General features: G+C 70.7%; 17 protein-coding genes. 13 read left to right on the plus strand and 4 right to left on the minus strand.

Annotation, left to right across the window (positions count from 1 at the left end):
- Positions 1–79 precede the first annotated feature (79 nt).
- Both ACWDYJ_RS14730 and ACWDYJ_RS14735 read left to right on the plus strand, forming a co-directional pair.
- Positions 80–481 (plus strand): hypothetical protein, encoded by a 402-nt coding sequence (locus ACWDYJ_RS14730; RefSeq protein ID WP_451565897.1) that lies wholly within the window; start codon positions 80–82, stop codon positions 479–481.
- Between the two features lie 781 nt (positions 482–1,262).
- Positions 1,263–2,975, plus strand: a complete 1,713-nt coding sequence (locus ACWDYJ_RS14735) for a protein kinase domain-containing protein (protein ID WP_451565898.1) — start codon at positions 1,263–1,265, stop codon at positions 2,973–2,975.
- Between the two features lie 47 nt (positions 2,976–3,022).
- Here the strand turns inward: ACWDYJ_RS14735 and ACWDYJ_RS14740 are convergent, their stop codons facing one another.
- Together ACWDYJ_RS14740 and ACWDYJ_RS14745 are read right to left on the minus strand one after the other, a co-directional pair.
- Positions 3,023–7,093, minus strand: coding sequence for a tetratricopeptide repeat protein (locus tag ACWDYJ_RS14740; RefSeq protein WP_451565899.1), 4,071 nt, complete (start codon positions 7,091–7,093; stop codon positions 3,023–3,025).
- The gene (locus tag ACWDYJ_RS14745; RefSeq protein ID WP_451565900.1) at positions 7,090–7,536 is read right to left on the minus strand and encodes a hypothetical protein; all 447 of its coding nucleotides are present in this window, start codon (positions 7,534–7,536) and stop codon (positions 7,090–7,092) included. The genes ACWDYJ_RS14740 and ACWDYJ_RS14745 overlap by 4 nt, the downstream gene beginning before the upstream one ends.
- 653 nt (positions 7,537–8,189) lie before the next feature.
- Here ACWDYJ_RS14745 and ACWDYJ_RS14750 point away from each other — a divergent pair.
- From ACWDYJ_RS14750 to ACWDYJ_RS14775, 6 genes are all read left to right on the plus strand, one after another.
- A complete protein-coding gene (locus tag ACWDYJ_RS14750; protein ID WP_451565901.1) occupies positions 8,190–9,356 on the plus strand; it encodes an ATP-binding protein in 1,167 nt (388 codons plus the stop codon).
- Positions 9,353–9,754 carry a roadblock/LC7 domain-containing protein gene (locus ACWDYJ_RS14755; RefSeq protein ID WP_451565902.1) on the plus strand — a complete coding sequence of 134 codons (402 nt, stop codon included), beginning with the start codon at positions 9,353–9,355 and terminating at the stop codon, positions 9,752–9,754. The genes ACWDYJ_RS14750 and ACWDYJ_RS14755 overlap by 4 nt, the downstream gene beginning before the upstream one ends.
- Entirely contained in the window at positions 9,751–10,128 is a 378-nt protein-coding gene (locus tag ACWDYJ_RS14760; RefSeq protein ID WP_451565903.1) for a DUF742 domain-containing protein, read from the plus strand. Before ACWDYJ_RS14755 ends, ACWDYJ_RS14760 begins: the two co-directional genes overlap by 4 nt.
- Positions 10,103–10,696 (plus strand): GTP-binding protein, encoded by a 594-nt coding sequence (locus ACWDYJ_RS14765; RefSeq protein WP_451565904.1) that lies wholly within the window; start codon positions 10,103–10,105, stop codon positions 10,694–10,696. The genes ACWDYJ_RS14760 and ACWDYJ_RS14765 overlap by 26 nt, the downstream gene beginning before the upstream one ends.
- Before the next feature lie 9 nt (positions 10,697–10,705).
- Positions 10,706–12,037 (plus strand): cytochrome P450, encoded by a 1,332-nt coding sequence (locus tag ACWDYJ_RS14770; protein ID WP_451565905.1) that lies wholly within the window; start codon positions 10,706–10,708, stop codon positions 12,035–12,037.
- Positions 12,038–12,141: 104 nt separating this feature from the next.
- Positions 12,142–13,404: a tryptophan dimethylallyltransferase family protein gene (locus ACWDYJ_RS14775; RefSeq protein WP_451565906.1), complete on the plus strand. Its 1,263-nt coding sequence runs from the start codon at positions 12,142–12,144 to the stop codon at positions 13,402–13,404.
- Between the two features lie 67 nt (positions 13,405–13,471).
- Here ACWDYJ_RS14775 and ACWDYJ_RS14780 read toward each other — a convergent pair whose 3' ends face one another.
- Positions 13,472–14,809: a flavin-containing monooxygenase gene (locus ACWDYJ_RS14780; protein ID WP_451565907.1), complete on the minus strand. Its 1,338-nt coding sequence runs from the start codon at positions 14,807–14,809 to the stop codon at positions 13,472–13,474.
- A 215-nt stretch (positions 14,810–15,024) separates the two neighbouring features.
- Entirely contained in the window at positions 15,025–16,008 is a 984-nt protein-coding gene (locus ACWDYJ_RS14785) for a hypothetical protein (RefSeq protein WP_451565908.1), read from the minus strand.
- Between the two features lie 188 nt (positions 16,009–16,196).
- Between ACWDYJ_RS14785 and ACWDYJ_RS14790 the strand changes: the two genes are divergently transcribed.
- The 5 genes from ACWDYJ_RS14790 to ACWDYJ_RS14810 all read left to right on the plus strand — a co-directional run bounded on the left by ACWDYJ_RS14790 (position 16,197) and on the right by ACWDYJ_RS14810 (position 20,607).
- Complete coding sequence (locus ACWDYJ_RS14790) at positions 16,197–16,487, plus strand: heavy-metal-associated domain-containing protein (RefSeq protein WP_451565909.1); 291 nt, start codon at positions 16,197–16,199, stop codon at positions 16,485–16,487.
- 100 nt (positions 16,488–16,587) lie between these two features.
- A complete protein-coding gene (locus ACWDYJ_RS14795; protein ID WP_451565910.1) occupies positions 16,588–18,846 on the plus strand; it encodes a heavy metal translocating P-type ATPase in 2,259 nt (752 codons plus the stop codon).
- A 21-nt stretch (positions 18,847–18,867) separates the two neighbouring features.
- Positions 18,868–19,149 (plus strand): metal-sensitive transcriptional regulator, encoded by a 282-nt coding sequence (locus ACWDYJ_RS14800; protein WP_451565911.1) that lies wholly within the window; start codon positions 18,868–18,870, stop codon positions 19,147–19,149.
- Positions 19,150–19,309: 160 nt separating this feature from the next.
- Positions 19,310–19,699, plus strand: a complete 390-nt coding sequence (locus ACWDYJ_RS14805; protein ID WP_451565912.1) for a BlaI/MecI/CopY family transcriptional regulator — start codon at positions 19,310–19,312, stop codon at positions 19,697–19,699.
- Entirely contained in the window at positions 19,696–20,607 is a 912-nt protein-coding gene (locus ACWDYJ_RS14810) for a M56 family metallopeptidase (RefSeq protein ID WP_451565913.1), read from the plus strand. Before ACWDYJ_RS14805 ends, ACWDYJ_RS14810 begins: the two co-directional genes overlap by 4 nt.
- Positions 20,608–20,647: the final 40 nt, after the last annotated feature.

The following is a 20,647-nucleotide window of genomic DNA, read 5'->3' on the forward strand; positions in this document are numbered from 1 at the left end:
GTTGCTGCCCCGATGCCCCGTCCCACGAGGTAGGTCGGCATAGACTTCGGGTAACTGATACGTACAAGGGGAGGGTTCGGTGTACGGACGCAGCGAAGAGGAGTGGGCCAAGCTCACCGAAGCCGGCCTGGAGTTCCTTATCGAGCGGGCCAGGCTGAACAGGCCGACCTCCTACACAGAGCTCAACACGACCCTTGTCCAGCGCGTCGGCGCGTCCGGGTTCGACTTCTCCCGGGCCGACGAGCGGGCGGCGATGGGCCACCTGCTGTGGTTGATCGTCGAGCGCAACCGCCCGGAATCCGGCCTGATGCTCTCCGCCCTGGTCTTCTACCTCAACAGCAACGAGGCCGGACCCGGCTTCTTCGGACTGGCCCAGGAATTGGGCTTGCTGTCCGTGAAGGCGTCCCGCGAGCGGAAGGAGGAGTTCTGGGTCGACCAGCTCCGCCAGCTGAAAGAGCGGTACTCGCGCCCACGCCCCTGATCGGACATTCGAGCGAGAAAACACCGTCGTGGGCGTCCGGAATCGAGTCGCCGAAGGTAACCAGGAGTTTGGGCAGGGTGCTCGTCGGTCTGCTCGTTGGAGCGGTGGAGTGCAACGTCGCTCTTGCGGTCGCACTTCTCGCGGATGGGATCGACGATCGGACACAACTGACGTGCGATGTTGCCGAATTGATCTGAGTCACTGACTCCTTCGTGACTCCGGAGGAGGTCCTCTTCCGTGACACCAAGCGAAACGCCTGGCTCGCGGAGGGGCTGCTCCATGTGTTCCTTGTCCTCCAGAACCAAGAGTCGGCGGAGCTTGTCGGCGGACGGGTACCTTTCGCGATCCTGCTGATGGCAGTGGTCCGCGTCAGCCTGTACGTCACCTTCAAGAAGCGCGACTGGCTGTCGGCGACAAGCAGGACCTTGACTGTTTCGCGGGTCTGCGCCCCGGGGTGCGGGCGGTTCCCGATGCCGGCCCAGTTGCTCGTCCACCTCCAACGCGGGCCATCTCGCGGACATGGCGTCCCGCCGCTGCCAACCAGGCGCGCACCACTGCTTCTTCGTCATGGCGGGAGCCCTCGACGCAGGCGGCCGGCCATCGGGCAGGCAGCCGCATACCCGCGCGCGGCCTTCGCCGATGCCGCGGTGAGAGGCCGATGCCATGGCGCACGCGGCATCCAGGGTCGCTGAGTCCGGCCGCCGCTCTGCCCCACGCTCCTGCCTCTACTCTTGAGGCCGCCGGTTGATGGACGACGAACAGCGATGGAACGGAGCATGCGGTGACCGCGGGGGAAGCGAATGGCGGAGAGCTGATAGGCAAGGTACTCGGGGGGCGTTACCGGGTGACCGCCATCGTCGGGCGCGGCGGCATGGGAGTGGTCGCCCGAGCGGTGGACGAACTGCTGAACCGAGAGGTCGCCGTCAAGGTTCTGCGAGCCTTCACCGACGCCTCCGCAGCCGAACTGGCCGATCTGCGGACCCGGATGCAGCGGGAGGCGCAGGCCGCCGCCCGTATCCGGCACGGCGGTGTGGTCACCGTGCACGACGTGACCGAGGAGCAGGGCCTGCCGGTCATCGTCATGGAACTCGTCGACGGGCCCTCGCTCGACGACGTGCTGACGGAGCGCGGCACCCTGGAGCCGCACGAGGCCGCGGCGATCGGCGCCAAGCTGATGGACGCGCTCGACGCCGCGCACCGGGCCGGCGTACTGCATCGGGACGTCAAGCCCGCGAACGTGCTGATGGAGCACGGCGGGAGGGTCGTTCTCACCGATTTCGGCATCGCCACCATGGAAGACTCCGGCGACGACGCCATGGCCAAGCTGACCCGCAGCGGTGCCATCGTCGGCTCTCTCGACTACCTGCCACCGGAGCGCGCGCAGGGCAGGGAGCCCGGTCCCGCGTCGGACATCTGGTCGCTCGGCATGACGCTGTACGCGGCCGTGGAGGGCACTTCGCCGTTCCGCCGCACTTCCGCGTGGTCCACGTTGTCGGCCATCGTCACCGATCCACTGCCGGAGCCCCGCCGGGCCGGACCGCTCACGCCGGTGCTCCAGGCGCTGATGGCGAAGGAACCGCAGGACCGGCCCACCGCGGACCAGGCGCGCGGCATGCTGGAGCGCGTCGCCTCGGGTCGGACGGTGCACCCCGCGTCCGCCGGCCCGCCTTCCCCTCCCACGGTGGTTCCCGGCGCTGCGGCCACCGTCGCACCGCCCACCGGGTTCGGCCCCCCGCTGTTCCCCCAGCCTCAGCCTCAGCCTCCGCATGCCGGTTATGCGCAGCCCAACCTGCCGCCGACGCTTCCGCAGCCCGGCGCGCCGGTCGCGGGCCCCGCCGGAATCCCCGCTCCCGAAACGAGCCGATCGGCAGCCCGTCGCGCACGGCACCGAAGCCGCACCACCCTCATCGCATCAGCGACCGCCGTCGTGCTCCTCGCCGCAGGCGGCATCACGTATGCCCTGACCGCCCAGCGGGGCGGCACGACCACGGACGGCGCGCAGGGGACGCCGCCCGGCGTCAGCTCCCCGGCGGGCCGCCACCAGCCGAATGGAGGCAGCACCCCGTCGTCCGCCGGTTCAAGCGGCGCGTCCTCGCAGCCGTCTCCCGCGAAGACAGAGGTGCGTCCCACGAAGACGCCCGACAACGGCGGTGGCACGCCGGCCGCGGCCCCGCCCGGCTCGCCGGACGCCAAGCCCAGTTCCACGGTGAAGGAGCCCACGCCGGTGTCGACGGCGTGCACCGGCTGGGGTCACCAGAACCGCAGCAACGGCTACGGTTACCTGGCCGGCGACTACCACCTCTTCACCGGGCCGTACAAGGAGTGCTCCTACGTGACCCTGGCCAAGTCCGGCGGGAAGCTCTTCTACCACTGCTACGTCACCAATGCCTACGGCAACAAGTGGATCTACGCCCGTATCGAGGGCACGGACACCGAAGGCTGGATGTCCAGCAACCACCTCACCCGGGAGAGCGGCACACTGGTCCGCTGCTAGTGCTCTGACGGCGATGATGCGCCGGGTTGGCGGTGGTGGCGGTGCCGTCAGGGGATGCGGAGAAGGCTGTGAGTCCTCTCCGCATCACGGAGGCCATAGGCGACGAGACCGGGTTCGTGGCGGCCGAGGTCGTAGCAGATCTCGAGGGCTCGCGTGATGCACTCCCGCGCCAGGGGCAGTTCGGCGTCCGCGAGCAGCCGTACCTTGGCGTACGCGTACAGCGCGTACGCGAGGCCCGGCTCGTTCGCCGCGAGGTGTACGTCGGCCTGGCGGCGGCAGAGGATCAGTGCCTCCTCCGTGGCGCTCAGGGCCTCCTCGAAGCCTCCGGCCTCGGCGAGCCGCAGGCCGTGGTTGGCCAGCACCATGCCCAGGTTGCCTTCAGACGCCTGGTCGGCATCCGCGAGACGGCGCGTGCGGGTGACGGCTTCCGCGGTGGCTTCGAGGGCCTCGTCATGGCGTGCGGCGTCTTCCGCGAGGTACCGGCCGAGGGAGTCGAGCGTCTGGGCCAGGACGGGTTCGTGCGCGGGATCGCCGCCCGCCAGTCGACGGGCGATACCGACGGCCCGGGCGACGGCGGAAACACCCTGGTCGTGCTCTCCGGTCTCGGCCAGTTCGATGCCCTGGGCGTGCAGTGCCCACACCAGGGAGGGCTCGTGCGCGGGGTCTTCGCGGATCGCGTCGTGGGCCGCCTCGACGGCACGTCGCAGGATGCTCCGGGCGTCCGGGTGCCCTCCGGTGTGCCGCAGGGTACCGAGCACGGCCAACGACTGGGCCAGCATCGGTGGTTGGAAGCCGTCTTGCTGAAGTGGCCCCTCCAGGAGGGCGATCAGCTCTTCGAAGAGGGCCGGAGCCTCACGGCGGCGCCCTGCCCGCAGCATGCACTCGCAGAGGCAGGCCAGACGAAAGCCCATGTCCCCGAGGTGCGCGCCGGGATCATCCGCTCGCAACTGCCGGGTGATGACCACGGCCTCCAGCACGGCGTCCGCCGCCTCATCCGGTCGTCCGGCCACAGTGAGCTGCTCGCCGAGAACGACGAGGACCGCGCCCAACTGCGGCGCGTACACGGTCGCGCCCTCCGGGCTCGACCGCACGAGCTCCCGCAGGATGTCCACCGCCTGCCCACGTGCGTCCACCGCCTCGTCCGGCCGGCCCGCCTCGTTCAGTGCCACGGCTCTGTTCATCAGGTTCATGGCCAGGTCATGCCGCACGGGAGCATCGGGGTCGGCGGCCAGGATCCGGCGGTTGACGGTGACGGCCTCGTCCAGGGCCTCAAGGGATTCATCGATCAGTCCCTCCTTCCTCAAGGGCCCGGAGAGGTTGTTCAGACTCCTGGCCAGGGCAGGAAGGAACACGTCCGGCCTGGCCTCGGCGAGTGGCCGGTAGAGGGCGACCGCTCGCCGGTTGGTTTCCAGGGCCTCGCTCTCCCGTCCGGCTTCTGAAAGCTGGCTGGCATAGGTCAGCAGGCTCATGGCGTGGTCTGCCGTGAACGCCTCGGGATACTCATCGGCCAGGCCTCCGTAGAGACCGACGGATTCGCGGGCGGCTTCCAGCGCCTCCGGTGTGCGTCCGGCTTCCTGGAGGTCGTTCGCGTAGGTGTTCAGCGTCATGGCCAGCTCGTCCCGGAAGGCCGCGTTGTCCTCGTCGTACAGCGACCGGTAGAGCTCCACGGCCTCGGCGACGGCGGCCAGGGCGTCCTGGTGCCGTCCCAGCGCTCCCAGCCCTCCCAGGGCGATCGCGAGGGAGTTCAGACACCTGGCCAGGTCGGGGCGGAACAGGTCAGGACGTTTGCGGACCAGGTCGCGTCGGATGTGGACGGCCTCCTCGATCGCCCGGAGTGCTTCCAGGCGCCGTCCGGTTCTCCCCAGACAGGAGGAGTGGGTACTCAGAACCATGGCCAGGCCGGGGCGGAAGGCATCCGGGCGCTCCTCGGCCAGGGTCCGGTAGAGCCCTACCGCCTCCCGGCTCGCCTCCAGCGCTTCCCGGAGCCGTCCGCACTCCCTCCGCCACAAGGCCAGGTTGTTCAAGCCGTCCGCCAGCTCCGGTCGGTGGGCTTCGCCCCGGTCCGCCACCAGATCGCGCCGGATGGTGACGGCTTCCTCGAGCGGCGTGAGTGCCCTTTCGGCCCGGCCCAGTTGCCCCTCGGCCTGCGCGACCCTGCTCAGGCTGTACGCCAGTTCGGGCAGGTACGTACCGCGGGCCGGCCCGGAGGTGATCCGACGGTAGAGCGCGACGGCCTCGTGGGCGGCTCCCACCGCTTCCTGCCACCGCCCCAGGTCATCGAGTCCCATGGACAGGTTGTGCAGGCAGGCGGCGAGGTGCGGCAGGAACGTGTCGGGTTCGGTCCGCGCCAGGGGCCTCAGCATCCGTACGGCCTCGGCCGAGACGGCGTAGACCTGCTGCTTCTTCCCCATACCGCCGAGCCGGAGGCAGAGTTGGCGCAGCATCTTGGCCAGGTCGGCCACGTGGGCAGAGGCCGGGTCCTCCTGGACTCGGGCACGGTGGAGGCCGGTCAGCCGTTGGGTCACGTGCAGGGCCCAGGCGGCAAGGTGGTGGGTCGTCCGGGGAAGCCGGTCGGCCAGCCGCGTGAGGTCCACGAACTCCATGGCGGGGTCATCAGTGAGTCGGTACAGGGCCGCCACCAACGGCTCCGGCCGCTCCACCTGGGTGGCGACATCGACGGCGAGCGGGCCCAGAACGCGCGGGTGACGGACGCAGAGGTCGGTCAAGAGCGCGTCGAGACGGTCACGGTGGGCGGGGTGGGCGGCGGCGCGGGTGACAAGGGTCAGCAGGCGTGTGGCCTGCGCCTCGGTCGCTCCGTCCAGCAGCCGGTCGGGGAGGCGGGGACGGTTGCGCAGGTGCTCCCCGACGAAGAACTCGGCGAACCGGTCCGGATGCAGGCTGCCCCAGACCTGCGCGTCATCGGGCGGGGGGTAGAGGGTGGCGATCCAGCCGGCCAACGCGCCCCGGGTGTCGGCGCTCTGGTCCTCGAGGCCTGGCACACGGGCCAGGAGGGCATCGGCCTGGTCAGCGTCGGCGGCACCGCAGAGGAACGCGGCGGCCAGCGCGTCGTCGATGGCCTTCGCCCGCTTCAGGCCAAGCCTCTCGCCGACGGCCCGCCAGTAGACGCGCTCGTGGCTGAGCAGCCGTTCCTCCACGGTTCCGGTTCCTGTGCCGGTTCCTGTGCCGGTTCCTGTTCCGGTTCCTGTGCCTGTGCCGGTTCCGGTTCCGGTACGTCCGGCCCCGGGCGGTGCCGCCGCGTCGCGGGCGGCATCCAGCAGGTCGGCGAGAGCGGTCATGTGCAGGGTGAGGGCCATCTCCATGCCGGGGCCTTGGAACCGGTCGGCGGACGGACCCGAGGACGGACCCGAGGACGGGTCCGCCACGCGCGCGGCCAGAGCGGGCCAATCGTGGTCCTGCTGCCCAGAGACCCCCGGCAGGGCGCGGGCCAAGGCGTCCACGGCCTGGCGGTAGGCGTCGGCGCGGTCGGCCGACTGCGGCTCCAGCGGCGACAAGAACATGCCGGGAGCCCCGTAGAGCTCTTCGAGGCGGGCCCGGTCCTGGAACTCGGACCACCAGTCGTCGGCGGTCCGGGCCAGCAGCAGGACCCTGAACGCTGCGCCCGGGGCGCGGACGGCGGCCTCCAGGAGCACGAGCAGCTGGTCCGTGCGGGTCTCGGCGTAGTCGACGACCACAGCCAGCCGGGTGGTCGTGGCCATGTCCCCCAGTGCCATCAGGTCGCCGGCCACCACGTGACGGGCGAGCCACAGCACGTCCCAGCCGTCCTCGCCGAGTCGGTCGGTCAGGTGGCGGGCGAGGCGGGTCTTGCCCTGTCCGCCCGGCCCGTACAGCAACTGGACGCCGAAGCCCGGCTCCGCACACCAGGCCCGCAGATGCCTCAGCACCTCGCCGCGGCCACGGAAGGGGACCACCGCGCGGTGCGCCTCCAGCAGGGATGACGGGGACTTGGGCAGTCGGGCCTTGCCGGCCAGATCGTCCCACTCGCCCAGACGCCGGCGTAAGTCGGCTCCCTTGGCATGGATGTTGATGGTGTTGTGGTCGCCGACCTGGTGCACGCTGGGGCCGTTGTAGATGTTGCCCCGCACATGAGGGGTCGTCATGCCCCCGGGCCGAGGTTGATGGTCTGGTGATTGTGGTTGCCGACCTGGGTGATCGCCGGACCGTTGACAACGTTGCGGCTCATGCTCGCGCCGCTGTCCTGGGCAGGCACGGGACCGTCCAGCAGCGCACGCAGCCCGGCCGCTACCTGCTCCCGTTCCGCCTCGGACAGACGTTCCAGCGTCGCTGCGAACCAGGCGGTCCACAGCTCTGCCTGGCGGGTGCGCTCCGTGTCGGCCACGTCCGGGTCCGCGGCGGCTGACAGCGCCGCACCGGTCGCGTCCAGGAGCACCGCTTCGGCTTGTTCACGCGGCTCGTCCCCGCGGCCGGACAGACGGGCCAACCGCCCCCGCAGCGTGGTCCAGGCATCGGTCCCGGCCGCCTGCGCCACCGCGGCGCCCCCTGCGGCAGCCGCCGCGAGCAATGTTTCCGACAACACGCGCACCCCCCAAGTCGTGACGCAGACGACCGTAGCGCGGTCCCGGAGTGCTCGCACCAGGACCGCGCAAGATACGCACCGCTCACGCCGGACGCTTTCCCTCGCCACCCGCCGAGCCCACGGGTTCAAGGGCCAGAAGCTCGTACCCGGACGCAGCTGTTGTGGACCAGGTGCTGTAACTCGCCCTGGTGGACCGTCAGCCACGCCGGGCAGGCGCGCCCGGCCGGCGGCGGATCCGCCTCGTACCGGGGCTGAGCAATTCCAAGCCATCCGGCGAATGTCCGCGAACTCACTTGCGCTGTGCGGCCCGCCGCCACAGGGCGGTCGCCACCACGTCCCGAAAGTCATAGATTGCCTTTATCGGACACCTTGAGAGGTGGGGGACAAGCTCAGTCGCGAGAGGCTTCCGCACTTCTTTTACTTCCGGTGAACCCGGCCGAATCGAGTCAATGACCACCCCGCAACCGGCTCTTGACGGTCGGTCACCTGCTCACACCCGGTGATACGATCATCGCACTTGCGGAGCGACGGATGGGCGCAAGACGACATATCCGACCACTGCGGCCATCCGGGCGGTACCCCCGGGTACGGACGGTCCGCCGGTCCATCCGCATTGACGGAATTCAGCAACTGGCCGTCAGTCGCCTGAAGAGAGTCTTATGACGCATCACATACAGAACCCAGTGCTCTGGGCCCTCCTCGTCGCCGTCCTCGGCGCGGTCGCCGTCATGGTTCGCCAGCGCAGGTCGGCACGGGCTCTACGGGGCGAGATCGAAGAGATCAAAGCCCATTACGCCGATCTGGAGAACAGTTTCTCGAAATCCGTCGAGGCCGAGAAGGAGCAGGCCCAGGACGCGACGAAAACGGTCCTCAAGTCCGCGATGCGAACGCTTCAGGGCCTTGCCGCCGAGCAGCAGGCGGTCATCTCCGGGCTGCAGAGCAAGTACGGCGAGTCCGTCATCCTCCAGGACCTCTTGGAGATCGACCACACGAACTCTCAGTTCGGACGGCGCGCCCAGTCCATCGCTGTGTTGTGTGACGGCTGGCTGGGGCGACAGCGCGAGGTCGCCTCGGTTTATGACGTGGTCCGCAGCGCGCAGGGCAGGATCCGTCACTACCGGCGAGTGGAGATCCTTTCGCAGGTCGACTTCGGTATCACCAATCGGACCGTCGAACCCGTGGCGCTGGCTCTCGCCGAGCTGCTCGACAATGCCACCAGTTATTCCAGCCCGGACACCGTGGTCGAAATCAATATTCGTACCGTACCCAAGGGCATTTGCATCGTCGTCGACGATGCCGGTGTCGGTATGAATGACGAGGAGAGGACGAGAGCCGAAAAGCTCCTGTCGAGTGAGCGGGTCTCCGGTGTTTCAGGACTCGGCAGCCCCCCGCAGTTCGGTTTCGCGGTGATCGGCGTGCTCTGCGAGCGCTTCGGCTTCGAGGTGTCGGTGGACTCCAGCTCACCGTACGGAGGCGTCCGCGCGGTCCTCCTCCTGCCGCACGAGCTGCTCACCGGCATGCCCGAGAGGAAGACCCCGGCGCCGGCCGTCCCCGTCTCCGCGACGGATCCGAGCGGCCCCGAATCCGCGGTGAGCACGTCCTCGACCGTCGACGGTCTGCCGAAGCGCAGCCGCAAGCGACCGATGGCCATCGTGCCCGGCGGCACGTCGGCCGCACCCGCGGCGACCCGCTCCGATGCGGAAGCCGCGGCGATCATGGGGGCGTTCCAGCGAGGCACGGAATCCGGACGGGGCGCACCCCCGGCCTCGGCGGATCAGACGAGCAGCACACGTGATGCGAGCAGCGAAGGGCATGAGGTCTCGTGAACAACGATCTGTCATGGATGCTTGACAGCGCCTTGGAGATTCCCGGGGCGCTGCACGCGGTCCTGGTCTCCGCGGACGGGCTGCTGATGGCCCGGACGAAGGACTTCGGCAAGGACAACGCGGACACGGTCGCTGCCGCGATGAGCGGCGTGCAGTCGCTCAGCCGCTCGCTCGGCTTCTTCGTCGAGGGAGGGCACCTGAAGTGGCGCCAGACGCTGGTCGAGTTCGACGGCGGCTGGGTGTTCCTGATCTCCGCCGGGGAGGGCGCGTACCTCGGCGTCTCGGCCTCGCCGGACGTCGACATGCAGGACATCACCTTCCGGATGCAGCAGCTCGTCGGCCAGCTGGGCAAGGCCTTGACGACACCGCCGCGTGAGAACCTCGGCATGCGCTCATGACCCGCTTCGACGAACTGGACGCCGGGGCCACGGAATTAGTGCGTCCCTACGTCATCACCAAGGGGCGCGGCCTGCCCGCCGAGGAGCAGCTGTCCCTGATCACCCTGGTCACCGCGGCGGGCGACGACCAGCAGCGTCCGACCCAGTTGTCTCCGGAGGAGCAGGGCCTGTTGGACCTGTGCACCGCCGGCTACCTCTCGGTCGCCGAGATCGCGGGGCACACGCGGCTGCCCATGGGTGTGGTGAAGATCCTCCTCTCCGCCCTCACCGAGGCCGGCTACCTCATCACCCGCCCTCCCGTGCAGCGGGCCCCGCTCACGGACAGACACATCCTCGAGGAGGTGCTGAATGGACTCCGCGCCAAGTTTGCGTGAACAGGCGTACGTCCGTGGTGGAGCGACGCAGACCGCCGTGAAGATCCTCGTCGTCGGTCACTTCGCCGTCGGCAAGACCACCTTCATCGGCGCGATATCGGAGATCCCTCCGCTGTCCACCGAGGAGACGATGACACGCGCCGGCGAGTCGTTCGACGACCTCAAGGGAGTCCGGAGCAAGACCACCACCACGGTGGCCATGGACTTCGGCCGTCTGACCATCAGCGAACGCGTGGTGCTGTACCTGTTCGGAACGCCCGGTCAGCTGCGTTTCGTGCAGATGTGGGAGGACATGGCGCGCGGCGCGCTCGGAGCGCTGGTGCTCGTGGACCCCGAGCGGCTGGCGGACTCCTTCGAGGTGATCGACCGGATCGAGCAGTACGGCCTCGACTACGCGATCGCCGTCAACCGCTTCGACGGCACGCCGGATCGAGAGGAACGGGCGCTGCGCGAGGCGCTGGACCTGCTCGACGACACCCCGGTCGTCACCTGCGACGCGCGCGACGCGAAGTCGTCCGCCGACGCGCTGATCACACTCGTCCGCTACTTGCTGGACCGCGCTCACTAGGAGCAGACATTGGACGCTCGACCCACCGCACCCGTGCCCCCGCCCGGGTGTCCCGCCCACGATGCCGGCGGCCGGGTGCCGCTGCACGGACCGGGGTTCGCGGCCGATCCGCAGGCGTACTACGCGTACCTGCGCCACTACGGCCCGACCGCGCCCGTGGAGCTCGCTCCGGGGGTGGAGGCCACCCTCGTCACCGACTACTCGACGGCGCTGCAACTCCTGCAGGACTCCAGCTCCTTCCGCAAGGACGCGCGCCGCTGGCGGGCCTTCAACGAGGGCCGGGTCCAGCCGGACAACCCGGTCACACCGCTGCTCGCGTACCGCCCCAACTGCATGTTCAGTGACGGCGCCGAGCACCTGAGGCTGCGCCAGGCGGTCACCGACAGCATGGCGCGGGTCGACCCGCGCAAGCTGAGCCGGAGCACCGAGAAGATCTCGGAGTACCTCATCGCCCAGTTCGGCTCCCGCGGCTCGGCCGACCTGCTCGGCGACTACGCCAGGCAGCTGCCGCTGTTCGTGTTCAACGAACTCTTCGGCTGCCCCGCGGAGATCGGCGACCGGGTGCTGTTCGGCATATCCGGGATGTTCGACGGCGTCAACGCCGAGAGGGCGACCGAGGTCCTGTTCCGGGCCGTGGGCGAACTGGTCGCGCTCAAACGCGAGCGCCCCGGCGACGACGTCACCTCCTGGCTGATGGAACATCAGGCTCAGCTGACCGACGAGGAGATGGTCCACCAGCTCGCCCTGCTCCTGGGCGCGGGCGCCGAGCCGCTGCGCAACCTCATCGGCAACGTCCTGCACCGGCTGCTCACCGACGACCGGTACGCCGACGGGGGCGGCCTGATCGACGAGGCCCTCGACGACACCCTGTGGGACAACCCGCCCATGTCCAACTACGCGCCGCACTACCCGGCAGCCGACATGGAGTTCGCCGGGGAGCAGCTGCGGGCGGGTGATCTCGTGCTGGTCGGTTTCGCGGCCGCCAACACGGGGCCGACGCTGTCCGCCGCACGCAAGGCCGGCAGCAACCGGGCCCACCTGGCGTGGAGCGCGGGCCCGCACGCCTGCCCGTCGAAGGAGCCCGCCCGGCAGATCACCGTGACCGCGGTCGAGAGCCTCCTCAACGAGCTCCCCGACGTCGAACTCGCCGTGCCCGAGGACAGTCTCATCTGGCGCCCCGGCCCCTTCAACCGGGGCCTCGCGACGCTGCCCGCCCGGTTCACCCCGCCCAGGACGGCACGTCCGACGGTCCCACAGACGCGCGCCGGCGAGGCCGAGGAAGGCCACAAGCGCGAACGCAGCGGAATGTGGAGCCAGTTCCTCACGTGGCTGACGAGGTGATCAACCCCATTCGCTCCGGCTCCCCCGCCACGGCATGAACGTTTCACCCTGGGGGTAGTGAGCAACGCGTTATTCCGAACTGCTTACGAGGCCGAGGAGTTGTCGTGGGACACATACCCTCCGACACCGCTGTCATCCCCACCGACGTGGGCCCCCTCGACACCCGCCCTTCGCGGCGGGTGTCTTCTTGGGCGCTCCGGTCCGCGGCGGGAGGGGCGGCGCCGGCCTCCCGGCTCGGCGCGCCGCCGACGCCCGACGTGGAAACGCTGGGTGGGCACGCGGCGAGACAGGTGCTGCGGCTGTGCGAGGCCGCGGGGTTGAACGGTGCGGACTCCGCGGAGTACGCACGGACGCTGCTCACGGTGCTGGGCCCCGTCGCCGAGCGGCCGCTCGATCTGCCGCCCCCCGACGACTCCTTCCTCTCCGACGACCACACGCCGGTGGAGTTCTCCCTGTCCTTCGTTCCGGACGCGGACCCGACCCTGCGCGTGCTGCTGGAGCCGGGGTACGGCGCCGGCAGCCTGGCGGAGAACGGGCGCATCGGACTGCGGGCCGTTCGCGAGATGGGGCGGCGATGGGGATTCGACACCACGCGGCTGGACGCGTTGGAGGACCTGTTCTTCCCCGGGGACCCCGAGGGCCCTCTGGCGCTCTGGTGCGCGCTGGAGCTGCTCCCCGGCGGAGTGCCCAAGGTCAAGGTGTACCTGAACCCTGCGGCGTCCGGGCAGGAACGTTCCGCCGAGACGGTGCGGGAAGCCCTGCACCGTCTCGGCCACAGGGAGGCGTTCGCGGCGCTCCCCCCGAGCGATCGCCATGTGTTCTTCGCGTTGGATCTGGGTGCCTGGGAAGACCCCCGGGTGAAGGTCTACCTCGCGCACCACGACCTGTCGGCCGCGGGGGCGATCGGCCTGTCCCGCATGGTCGGCGGCCCGGAGCATACGGAGATCAAGCGGTTCTTCCGCACGGCGGCCGGGTACGACACCGACGCCGAGGGCCTCGACTCCGTGGACGGGCAGGACGTACCGCTCGACCGGCGGCCGGGCCTGAGCTGCCACAACTTCACCGAGACGGAGACCGGCCTGCCCAGCGGGTTCACCCTGCACATCCCGGTCCGCGACTACGCCCGCCACGACGGCGAGGCCCTCGACCGGGCGGTGGCCGTGCTCCGCCGCCACGGCATGGACCCCGCCCCGCTGCCGCGGTCGCTGTCCGCCGTCACCGGCCGGCCCCTCCAGGACGGTGTGGGTCTCATCGCCTATCTGGCGCTCGCCCACCAGCAGGGCCGGCCGCCACGGGTCACCGCGTACATCTCCTCCGAGGCCTACGCGGTCAGACCGCCGGTCACCGTGCCGTCCGCGCGGGTCTAAGCCGTCCGCTGAGACGTCCCCGCGACTGCGCCCGGGCTCCCCGCGGGCTTCCCGTGGACGTCGGACCCTACGCGTCCTGGAGCTCCAGCAGCTCGCGCAGGTAGGGACCGACGTCCACCTGGATGGAGGCACCCGCGGTCCGCCCGTAGCGCTCCTCGATACCGCTCAGGTACGCGCTGATCTCCTCGCGCATGACATCCGCGGACGGCAGGGCGACGTCGCCGGCGACGATCCGCGCCACCCACCGCGACTGGGCTTCCACGAGGCGCGTGATCGAGCCCACGGGACGGATCAGACCGACGAAGTACAGGCCGGTCCGGTCGGGCGCGACCATGCGCTTGTACAGCTCGACCGCTCCCTGCCGCGGACCCGCCGGACACCCGGCGGGCAGGAAGGGGAAGGCCATGCGGAATCCGGTGCAGTAGACGATCGCGTCCGCCTCCACCGTGGTTCCGTCGGTGAAGCACACCCGGCTGCCGTCCAGGGAGTCGATCGCGGGCCTCGGGATCACCGCGCCGTGCCGTATTCGGCTGAGGATCTCGTCCGAGATGGTCACGGCCGAGGAGAAGACAGGGTGGTCGGGCTCGGGCAGACCGTAGTCCGACAGCCTTCCCCGCGCCACGAGCAGCGCCTGCTCGACGAAGCGCCGCTGCTCGGGGAAGGACATCTCGTTCCACCACGGCGCATCGGCGATCAGGTCCACGGACATGCCGAAGAGCTGCTTGGGCACGATGTGCAGCCCCCGGCGGACGGAGAGCACGGTCCGCGCGGCATGCCGGGAGAGGTCCGCGGCGATGTCCACCGCCGACGCCCCCAGCCCCACGACGACGACCCGCTGCCCGGCGAAGTCGCTGCCGTCGCGGTAGTCCATCGAGTGGAGAATCGTTCCGGTGAAGGAGTCGGAGCCCGGCGGCAGGGGATGCGGCAGCGCCGCCTCCGTGTTGTGGCCCGAGGCGACGATCACCTGCTCGAAACGCCGTCGCCTCGCCTCGCCCCGCGCGTCCCGGCTGGTGACCGTCCAGGCGCCGTCGCCGTCCTGTCGTACGGAGGCCACTTCGGTACGCAGTTCGATACGGGGCAGCAGTCCGGCCCACTCGGCGAAGGAGCGCAGATAGGCGGCGACATCGCGGTGCCCGGGGTACAGGGGCAGCTCGGAGGGCATCGGGAAGTCGGCGTAACCGGTGAGCTGCTTGGCTGTGTTCAGATGCAGCGACTGGTACGCCGGGCCCCGCTCGCCGGCCCCCGGCCGGCGCCAGATCCCGCCGACGTCCGGTGCCGACTCCAGGCAGACGAAGTCGATTCCCCTGACCGAGAGAGCGTGTGCGGTCGCCAGCCCTGACAGTCCCGCACCGATGACGCACACGGTCGCGGCGGTGGGAACGTCACCGGCACGTGACCCGCCCAAGGATCCCTCCACAGAACACACCATCCGTCCTTGTACCGGGCGTTGACTTCCCACGGGACGACTACCGCAACGGATGTCGCGGCTGTCCAGGTGCGGGAGCCCGGACGCCTCACGATACCGACCGGCCCGCGGGCCCCTCGCGGGAGGCGATGAACAGCCGTGACCGGGGCGTCCGTTCGGGCGGGGAGGCGGGGAACGCGATCACCGGTACCGGGTCAGTGAGCGTGTCCGCCCGGCTCCTCCGTAGCGGTGTTCGCGGCCGGGGCGGTGTTCGCGGCCGGGGTGGTGTCCGCGGCCGGGGCGGCGGTGGCGCCCGCATGGACGGTGAAGGCCGCCGTGCGGACCTTGCCCTCGTGCTGGAAGTCCAGGAAGAGCCGGTAGGTTCCCGCGCTCGGGGCCGTCGCCGTGAAGGAGACCTGCGGGCCGGGGCCGCCCTCGTTGGGGTGGACGTGCAGGTAGGCGAGGTCTCCGTCGCGCAGGGCGACGAGGTGGCCGTACGCGCCGAGGTACGGCTCGAGGTTCGTGACCGGCTTGCCGTCCTTGCTGACCGTGAGCCCCAGCTCGCCCGCCTTGCCCGGGTCGAGCGTGCCGCCCAGCGAGACCTGGTAGCCGTCCACCTCCGCCGTCCTGGCGGCCGCGGGCATCGGGTTCGGGGCGTACGCGCCGGGCACCGACAGGTCGGCGCCGAGGGTGACGCCCTTCGCGCCCTCCACCGCGGGGGCGAAGTCGGCGAAGGCCTTGTACGGGCCTGCCGCGGGCAGGTCCACCGGTGTCGACCAGGTGCCGTCCGCCCCGCGGACCGGGTGCAGGTGGTGATAGACGGTCAGGTCGCGTGAGGCGACGATGAAGTGCAGTTCCTTGCCGTGCTCGGTCTTGTAGGCGGTGACCTTGCGTCCTGCCGCGTCCTTGACCGAGAACTTCAGTTCACCCCGGCCTGCCGCGATCCGCGGGGTGTCCAGGCTCAGCGTGTAGCCGTCCTCGGAGATCTGCAGACCCCCGGCCGCCGGTCCCTGGGCGGCCTTGTCGTGGTCCGCGTGCCCGGCGCCCCCTTCGGCCGGCGTCTGCGCCGCCGCGTGCCCGGCGTGCTGCGTCTTCGGCGGCGCGCCCACGGGGCCCACACCCGCCCCGACGCCGTACGCGGCGCCGAAGGCGGCCGCGAGGGTGGCGGCGAAGGCCGTGATCTTCACTCCGGTATTCATGCTTGCTCTCCCGAACGACGTAGTGCCGCATCCAGCGGTTCCATGGGCTCACCATACCCCCGGGGGGTACCAAGTCAAGCCGGGGAAACACTTGCGACCCATACCTCCAGGGGGTATACCTGAGACCTGTCGGCTCATACCCCCACTGGGTATCCACACCATCATCCGCATCGATCGAGGAGAAGGTCATGTCTTCCTGCTGTACCCCTGACGGCAGCTGCGGCACGAACGCCGGCGAGTCCACGACCGCCACGGCCGTCGTCGACAGCACCGCCACCGTCTACCGCGTGTCCGGCATGACCTGCGGACACTGCAGGACCGCCATCACCACGTCCGTCAGCGCGCTCGACGGAGTCCTCTCCGTCGACGTGGACGTGGACGGCGGCCTGGTCACCGTGACCACGGCCGGCGACCCCGACGACGCCGCGATCACCGCGGCGGTCGACGACGCCGGCTACGAAGTGACCGGCCGGGCCTGATACTCCGCCCGACCCCGACCCACCGGCCGCCGGGGCCCCGTCCGTCCACCGCCCACCGGGCCCCGGCCCCCACCCCGCGCTCGAACGAGGAGCAGCACTCATGACCACCATCACTCCCGGCGCCGCCCAGGTCGAGCTCGCCATCGGCGGCATGACCTGCGCCTCGTGCGCGGCCCGCATCGAGAAGAAGCTCAACCGCATGGACGGCGTCGAGGCGACCGTCAACTACGCCACCGAGAAGGCCAAGGTCACCTTCGACGCCGACATCTCCGTCGCCGACCTGATCGCCACCGTCGAAGCCACCGGCTACACCGCGCAGGAGCCGGCCCCCGCGCGTACGGACGGCTCGTCCGGCACCGGGAAGGAGCCGGACGAGCACGACGAACTGCGCCCCCTGCGGCAGCGGCTCGTCACGGCGGTCTCGCTCGCCCTGCCGGTCATCGCCATGGCCATGATCCCCGCCCTGCAGATCGACTACTGGCAGTGGCTCTCCCTGACCCTGACCGCGCCCGTCGTCACGTACGCCGCCTGGCCCTTCCACCGCGCCGCCTGGACCAACGCCAAGCACGGCGCGGCCACCATGGACACCTTGATCTCCGTCGGCACGACGGCCGCCTTCCTGTGGTCGCTGTGGGCGCTGTTCTTCGGTACGGCCGGGACGCCCGGCATGACGCACGCCTTCGAGTTCACCATCGCCCGCAGCGACGGCGCCGGGAACATCTACCTGGAGGCGGCGGCCGGAGTAACCGCCTTCATCCTGGCCGGCCGCTATTTCGAGGCACGGTCCAAGCGCAAGGCCGGCGCCGCCCTCAAGGCGCTGCTGGAACTGGGCGCCAAGGAAGTCACGGTGCTGCGGGACGGACGCGAAGTCACCGTGCCGACCGCCGACTTGCAGGTCGGAGACCGCTTCCTGGTACGCCCCGGTGAGAAGATCGCCACCGACGGCACCGTCGTCGAGGGCTCCTCCGCCGTCGACGCCTCCATGCTCACCGGTGAGTCCGTCCCCGTCGAGGTCTCCCTCGGGGACTCCGTCACCGGCGCCACCCTCAACGCCGGGGGCCGCCTGGTCGTCGAGGCCACGCGGGTCGGCTCCGATACCCAGCTCGCCCGGATGGCCAAGCTGGTCGAGGACGCGCAGAACGGCAAGGCCGCGGCCCAGCGCCTCGCGGACCGGATCTCCGCGGTGTTCGTACCGGTCGTCATCGGGCTGGCCCTGGCCACGCTCGGCTTCTGGCTGGGCACCGGCTCCGGCCTCTCGGCCGCCTTCACGGCCGCCGTCGCCGTACTGATCATCGCCTGCCCCTGCGCCCTGGGCCTCGCCACCCCGACCGCCCTCATGGTCGGTACCGGCCGGGGCGCCCAGCTCGGCATCCTGATCAAGGGCCCCGAGGTCCTGGAGACCACCCGCAAGGTCGACACCATCGTCCTGGACAAGACCGGAACCGTCACCACCGGCCGGATGACCCTGCTCAAGGTGCACACCGCGGACGGCACGGACGAGTCCGAAGTCCTGCGTCTGGCCGGGGCGTTGGAGCACTCCTCCGAGCACCCCATCGCGCAGGCCGTCGCCGCGGGAGCGGCCGCCCGGGTCGGCACGCTCCCCACCCCCGAGGACTTCGCCAACATCCCCGGGCTCGGCGTCCAGGGCGTCGTCGAAGGCCACGCCGTCCTCGTCGGCCGCGAGAAGCTGCTCGCCGAGTGGGCCATGCGGCTGCCCGTACGGCTGGAGCGCGCCAAGGCGGACGCCGAAGCCGCCGGCCGCACCGCCATCGCGGTCGCCTGGGACGGCGAGGCCCGCGCGGTCCTGGAGGTCGCGGACGCGGTCAAGGACACCAGCGCGGAGGCCATCCGGCGCCTGCGCGCCCTGGGCCTCACGCCGATCCTCCTCACCGGCGACAACAAGGCCGTCGCCGAATCCGTGGCCGCCGAGGTCGGGATCGACGAGGTCATCGCGGAGGTCATGCCCCAGGACAAGGTCGATGTCGTCAAGCGGCTCCAGGCCGAGGGCCGCAGCGTCGCCATGGTCGGTGACGGCGTCAACGACGCCGCGGCGCTCGCCCAGGCCGACCTGGGCCTGGCCATGGGCACCGGCACCGACGCGGCCATCGAGGCGGGCGACCTGACCCTCGTACGGGGCGACCTGCGGGCCGCGGCCGACGCGATCCGCCTCGCCCGCAAGACGCTCGGCACCATCCGATCGAACCTGTTCTGGGCCTTCGCCTACAACGTGGCCGCCCTTCCGCTCGCCGCGGCCGGGCTGCTCAACCCGATGATCGCCGGAGCGGCCATGGCCTTCTCCTCCGTCTTCGTCGTCGGCAACAGCCTTCGACTGCGCGGCTTCCGGGCCGCCGACCACTGAGCCGACAACTGAGGAGCCCCCGTGGCCGGTTACGCACAGAGCAAGGAAGACGTCATCAGACGCCTGCGCCGCATCGAGGGCCAGGTCCGCGGGGTGCAGCGGATGGTCGACGAGGACTCCTACTGCATCGATGTCCTCACGCAGGTCTCCGCGATCAACGCCGCGCTGCAGTCCTGCGCGGTGGCCCTGCTGGACGAGCACCTCAGCTGCTGCGTCGCCGAGGCCATCGCCGAGGGCGGAGACCGGGCGAAGGTCAAGGTGAGCGAGGCGTCGAAGGCCATCGCCCGGCTCATCCGAACGTGAGCGGACCGCCGCGCGCCCACCCGCTGCGGCCACCGCGACCGCCCCCGGACGAGGCTTCCTCCTCCGGGGGCGGTCGCCGGTTTCGGCGGCCGCACCGGCCGCGGGCAGCGGCCCGTACGATGAACCACTCGCGAGGGATCAGGGGGCGAGGGGGATGCGGGTGCGCCGGCTGGGAGAGCTGGAAGCCGAGATCATGGACCGGGTGTGGGGGTGGGAACGGCCCGCCACGGTCCGCGAGATCGTCGACGACATAAACCGGGGGCGCCAGGTCGCCTACACCACCGTCATGACGGTGGCCGACATTCTCCACCGCAAGGGATGGCTGCGCCGCGAGAAGGCCGGCCGCGCCTGGCTCTACGAGGCGGTCCGCAGCCGCGAGGAGTACACGTCCGCCCTCATGGAGGACGCGCTCGGCGACAGCCAGAACCGCGAGGCCACGCTCCTGCGTTTCGTGGAACGCATGTCCCACGAGGACGTGGAGACGCTGGACGCCGTACTGCGCACCGCCCGTCGCGGCCGTCCGGCCGACGGCCCCCGGAGCGAGCGGTGAACCATCACGTACTGCCGCCCCTCGGACTCGTCCTCGCCACCGGGATGTTGCTGCCCTGGATGCTGGTCCGCGCCCACTGGGCGCAGCAGGTCCCGCGGCTGGCGCTCAGCGTGTGGGCGGTGTGCGGCACGGTCTTCGCGCTCTCGCTGGCGCTGATCCCCGCACAACTGCTCCTCCCCGCAGGGACGAGTCACCGGCTCGTGACCCTGGCCCTCACCCAGAGCTTTCCCTCGCTCGACCGGCTGGCACGGGCGACGGGGCTCGAGTACGCCGCCGCGGCCACCGCGCTCGCCGTCCTGGGGCTGCCCGTCACCGGCTTCGTGCACGAGGTCGTGCGGGCCCGCCGGGCGCGCTCCCGGCATGCGGGACTGCTGCGACTGGTCGGCCGGTACGAGCCGAAGCTGGGCGTGACCGTCCTGGACGACGCGCGTCCCGTGGTGTACTGCCTTCCCGGGCGGTCGCGCCAGGTGGTGGTCTCGTCAGGGGCGGTGACCACCCTGACGGGGGCGCAGCTGGCCGCCGCCCTCTCCCATGAGCGGGCCCACATCGCGGGTCGTCACCATGTGCTCGTCGCCGCGGCCGGAGCGTACGCGGCCGTCTTCCCCTGGCTGCCGCTGGCCCGCCTCGGCGGGAAGGCCGTGCCGCTGCTGCTGGAGATGGCGGCGGACGATCAGGCGGTGCACGTCAGTTCGCGCGAGGCGCTGGCCACGGCGCTCTACACCCTGGCAGTCGGGCGCTCCCCGCGCGACGCGTTCGCGGCGGGCGGCCCCTCGGCGGCGCTGCGGATGCGCCGCATCCTCACGCCGATGGGTGGGGGACATCCGGTACTGCGCGGGCTGTTCGCGGTGGCGACGGCCGTGGTGGCCATCACCCCTCTGATCCTTGCCTGTTGCTCGGTACCGGGTTAACTCCACTGCCAACCCCCTTTATTTACTAAGGGAATTCGTA

It is taken from the genome of Streptomyces sp. NPDC003042, assembly GCF_053591315.1.

Bases quoted from the DNA above. Each gene is read 5' to 3' on its own strand.
- ACWDYJ_RS14740 (WP_451565899.1), bottom strand. From the start codon at position 7,093: ATGACGACCCCTCATGTGCGGGGCAACATCTACAACGGCCCCAGCGTG.
- ACWDYJ_RS14750 (WP_451565901.1), top strand. From the start codon at position 8,190: ATGACGCATCACATACAGAACCCAGTGCTCTGGGCCCTCCTCGTCGCC.
- ACWDYJ_RS14760 (WP_451565903.1), top strand. From the start codon at position 9,751: ATGACCCGCTTCGACGAACTGGACGCCGGGGCCACGGAATTAGTGCGT.
- ACWDYJ_RS14765 (WP_451565904.1), top strand. From the start codon at position 10,103: ATGGACTCCGCGCCAAGTTTGCGTGAACAGGCGTACGTCCGTGGTGGA.
- ACWDYJ_RS14785 (WP_451565908.1), bottom strand. From the start codon at position 16,008: ATGAATACCGGAGTGAAGATCACGGCCTTCGCCGCCACCCTCGCGGCC.
- ACWDYJ_RS14790 (WP_451565909.1), top strand. From the start codon at position 16,197: ATGTCTTCCTGCTGTACCCCTGACGGCAGCTGCGGCACGAACGCCGGC.
- ACWDYJ_RS14795 (WP_451565910.1), top strand. From the start codon at position 16,588: ATGACCACCATCACTCCCGGCGCCGCCCAGGTCGAGCTCGCCATCGGC.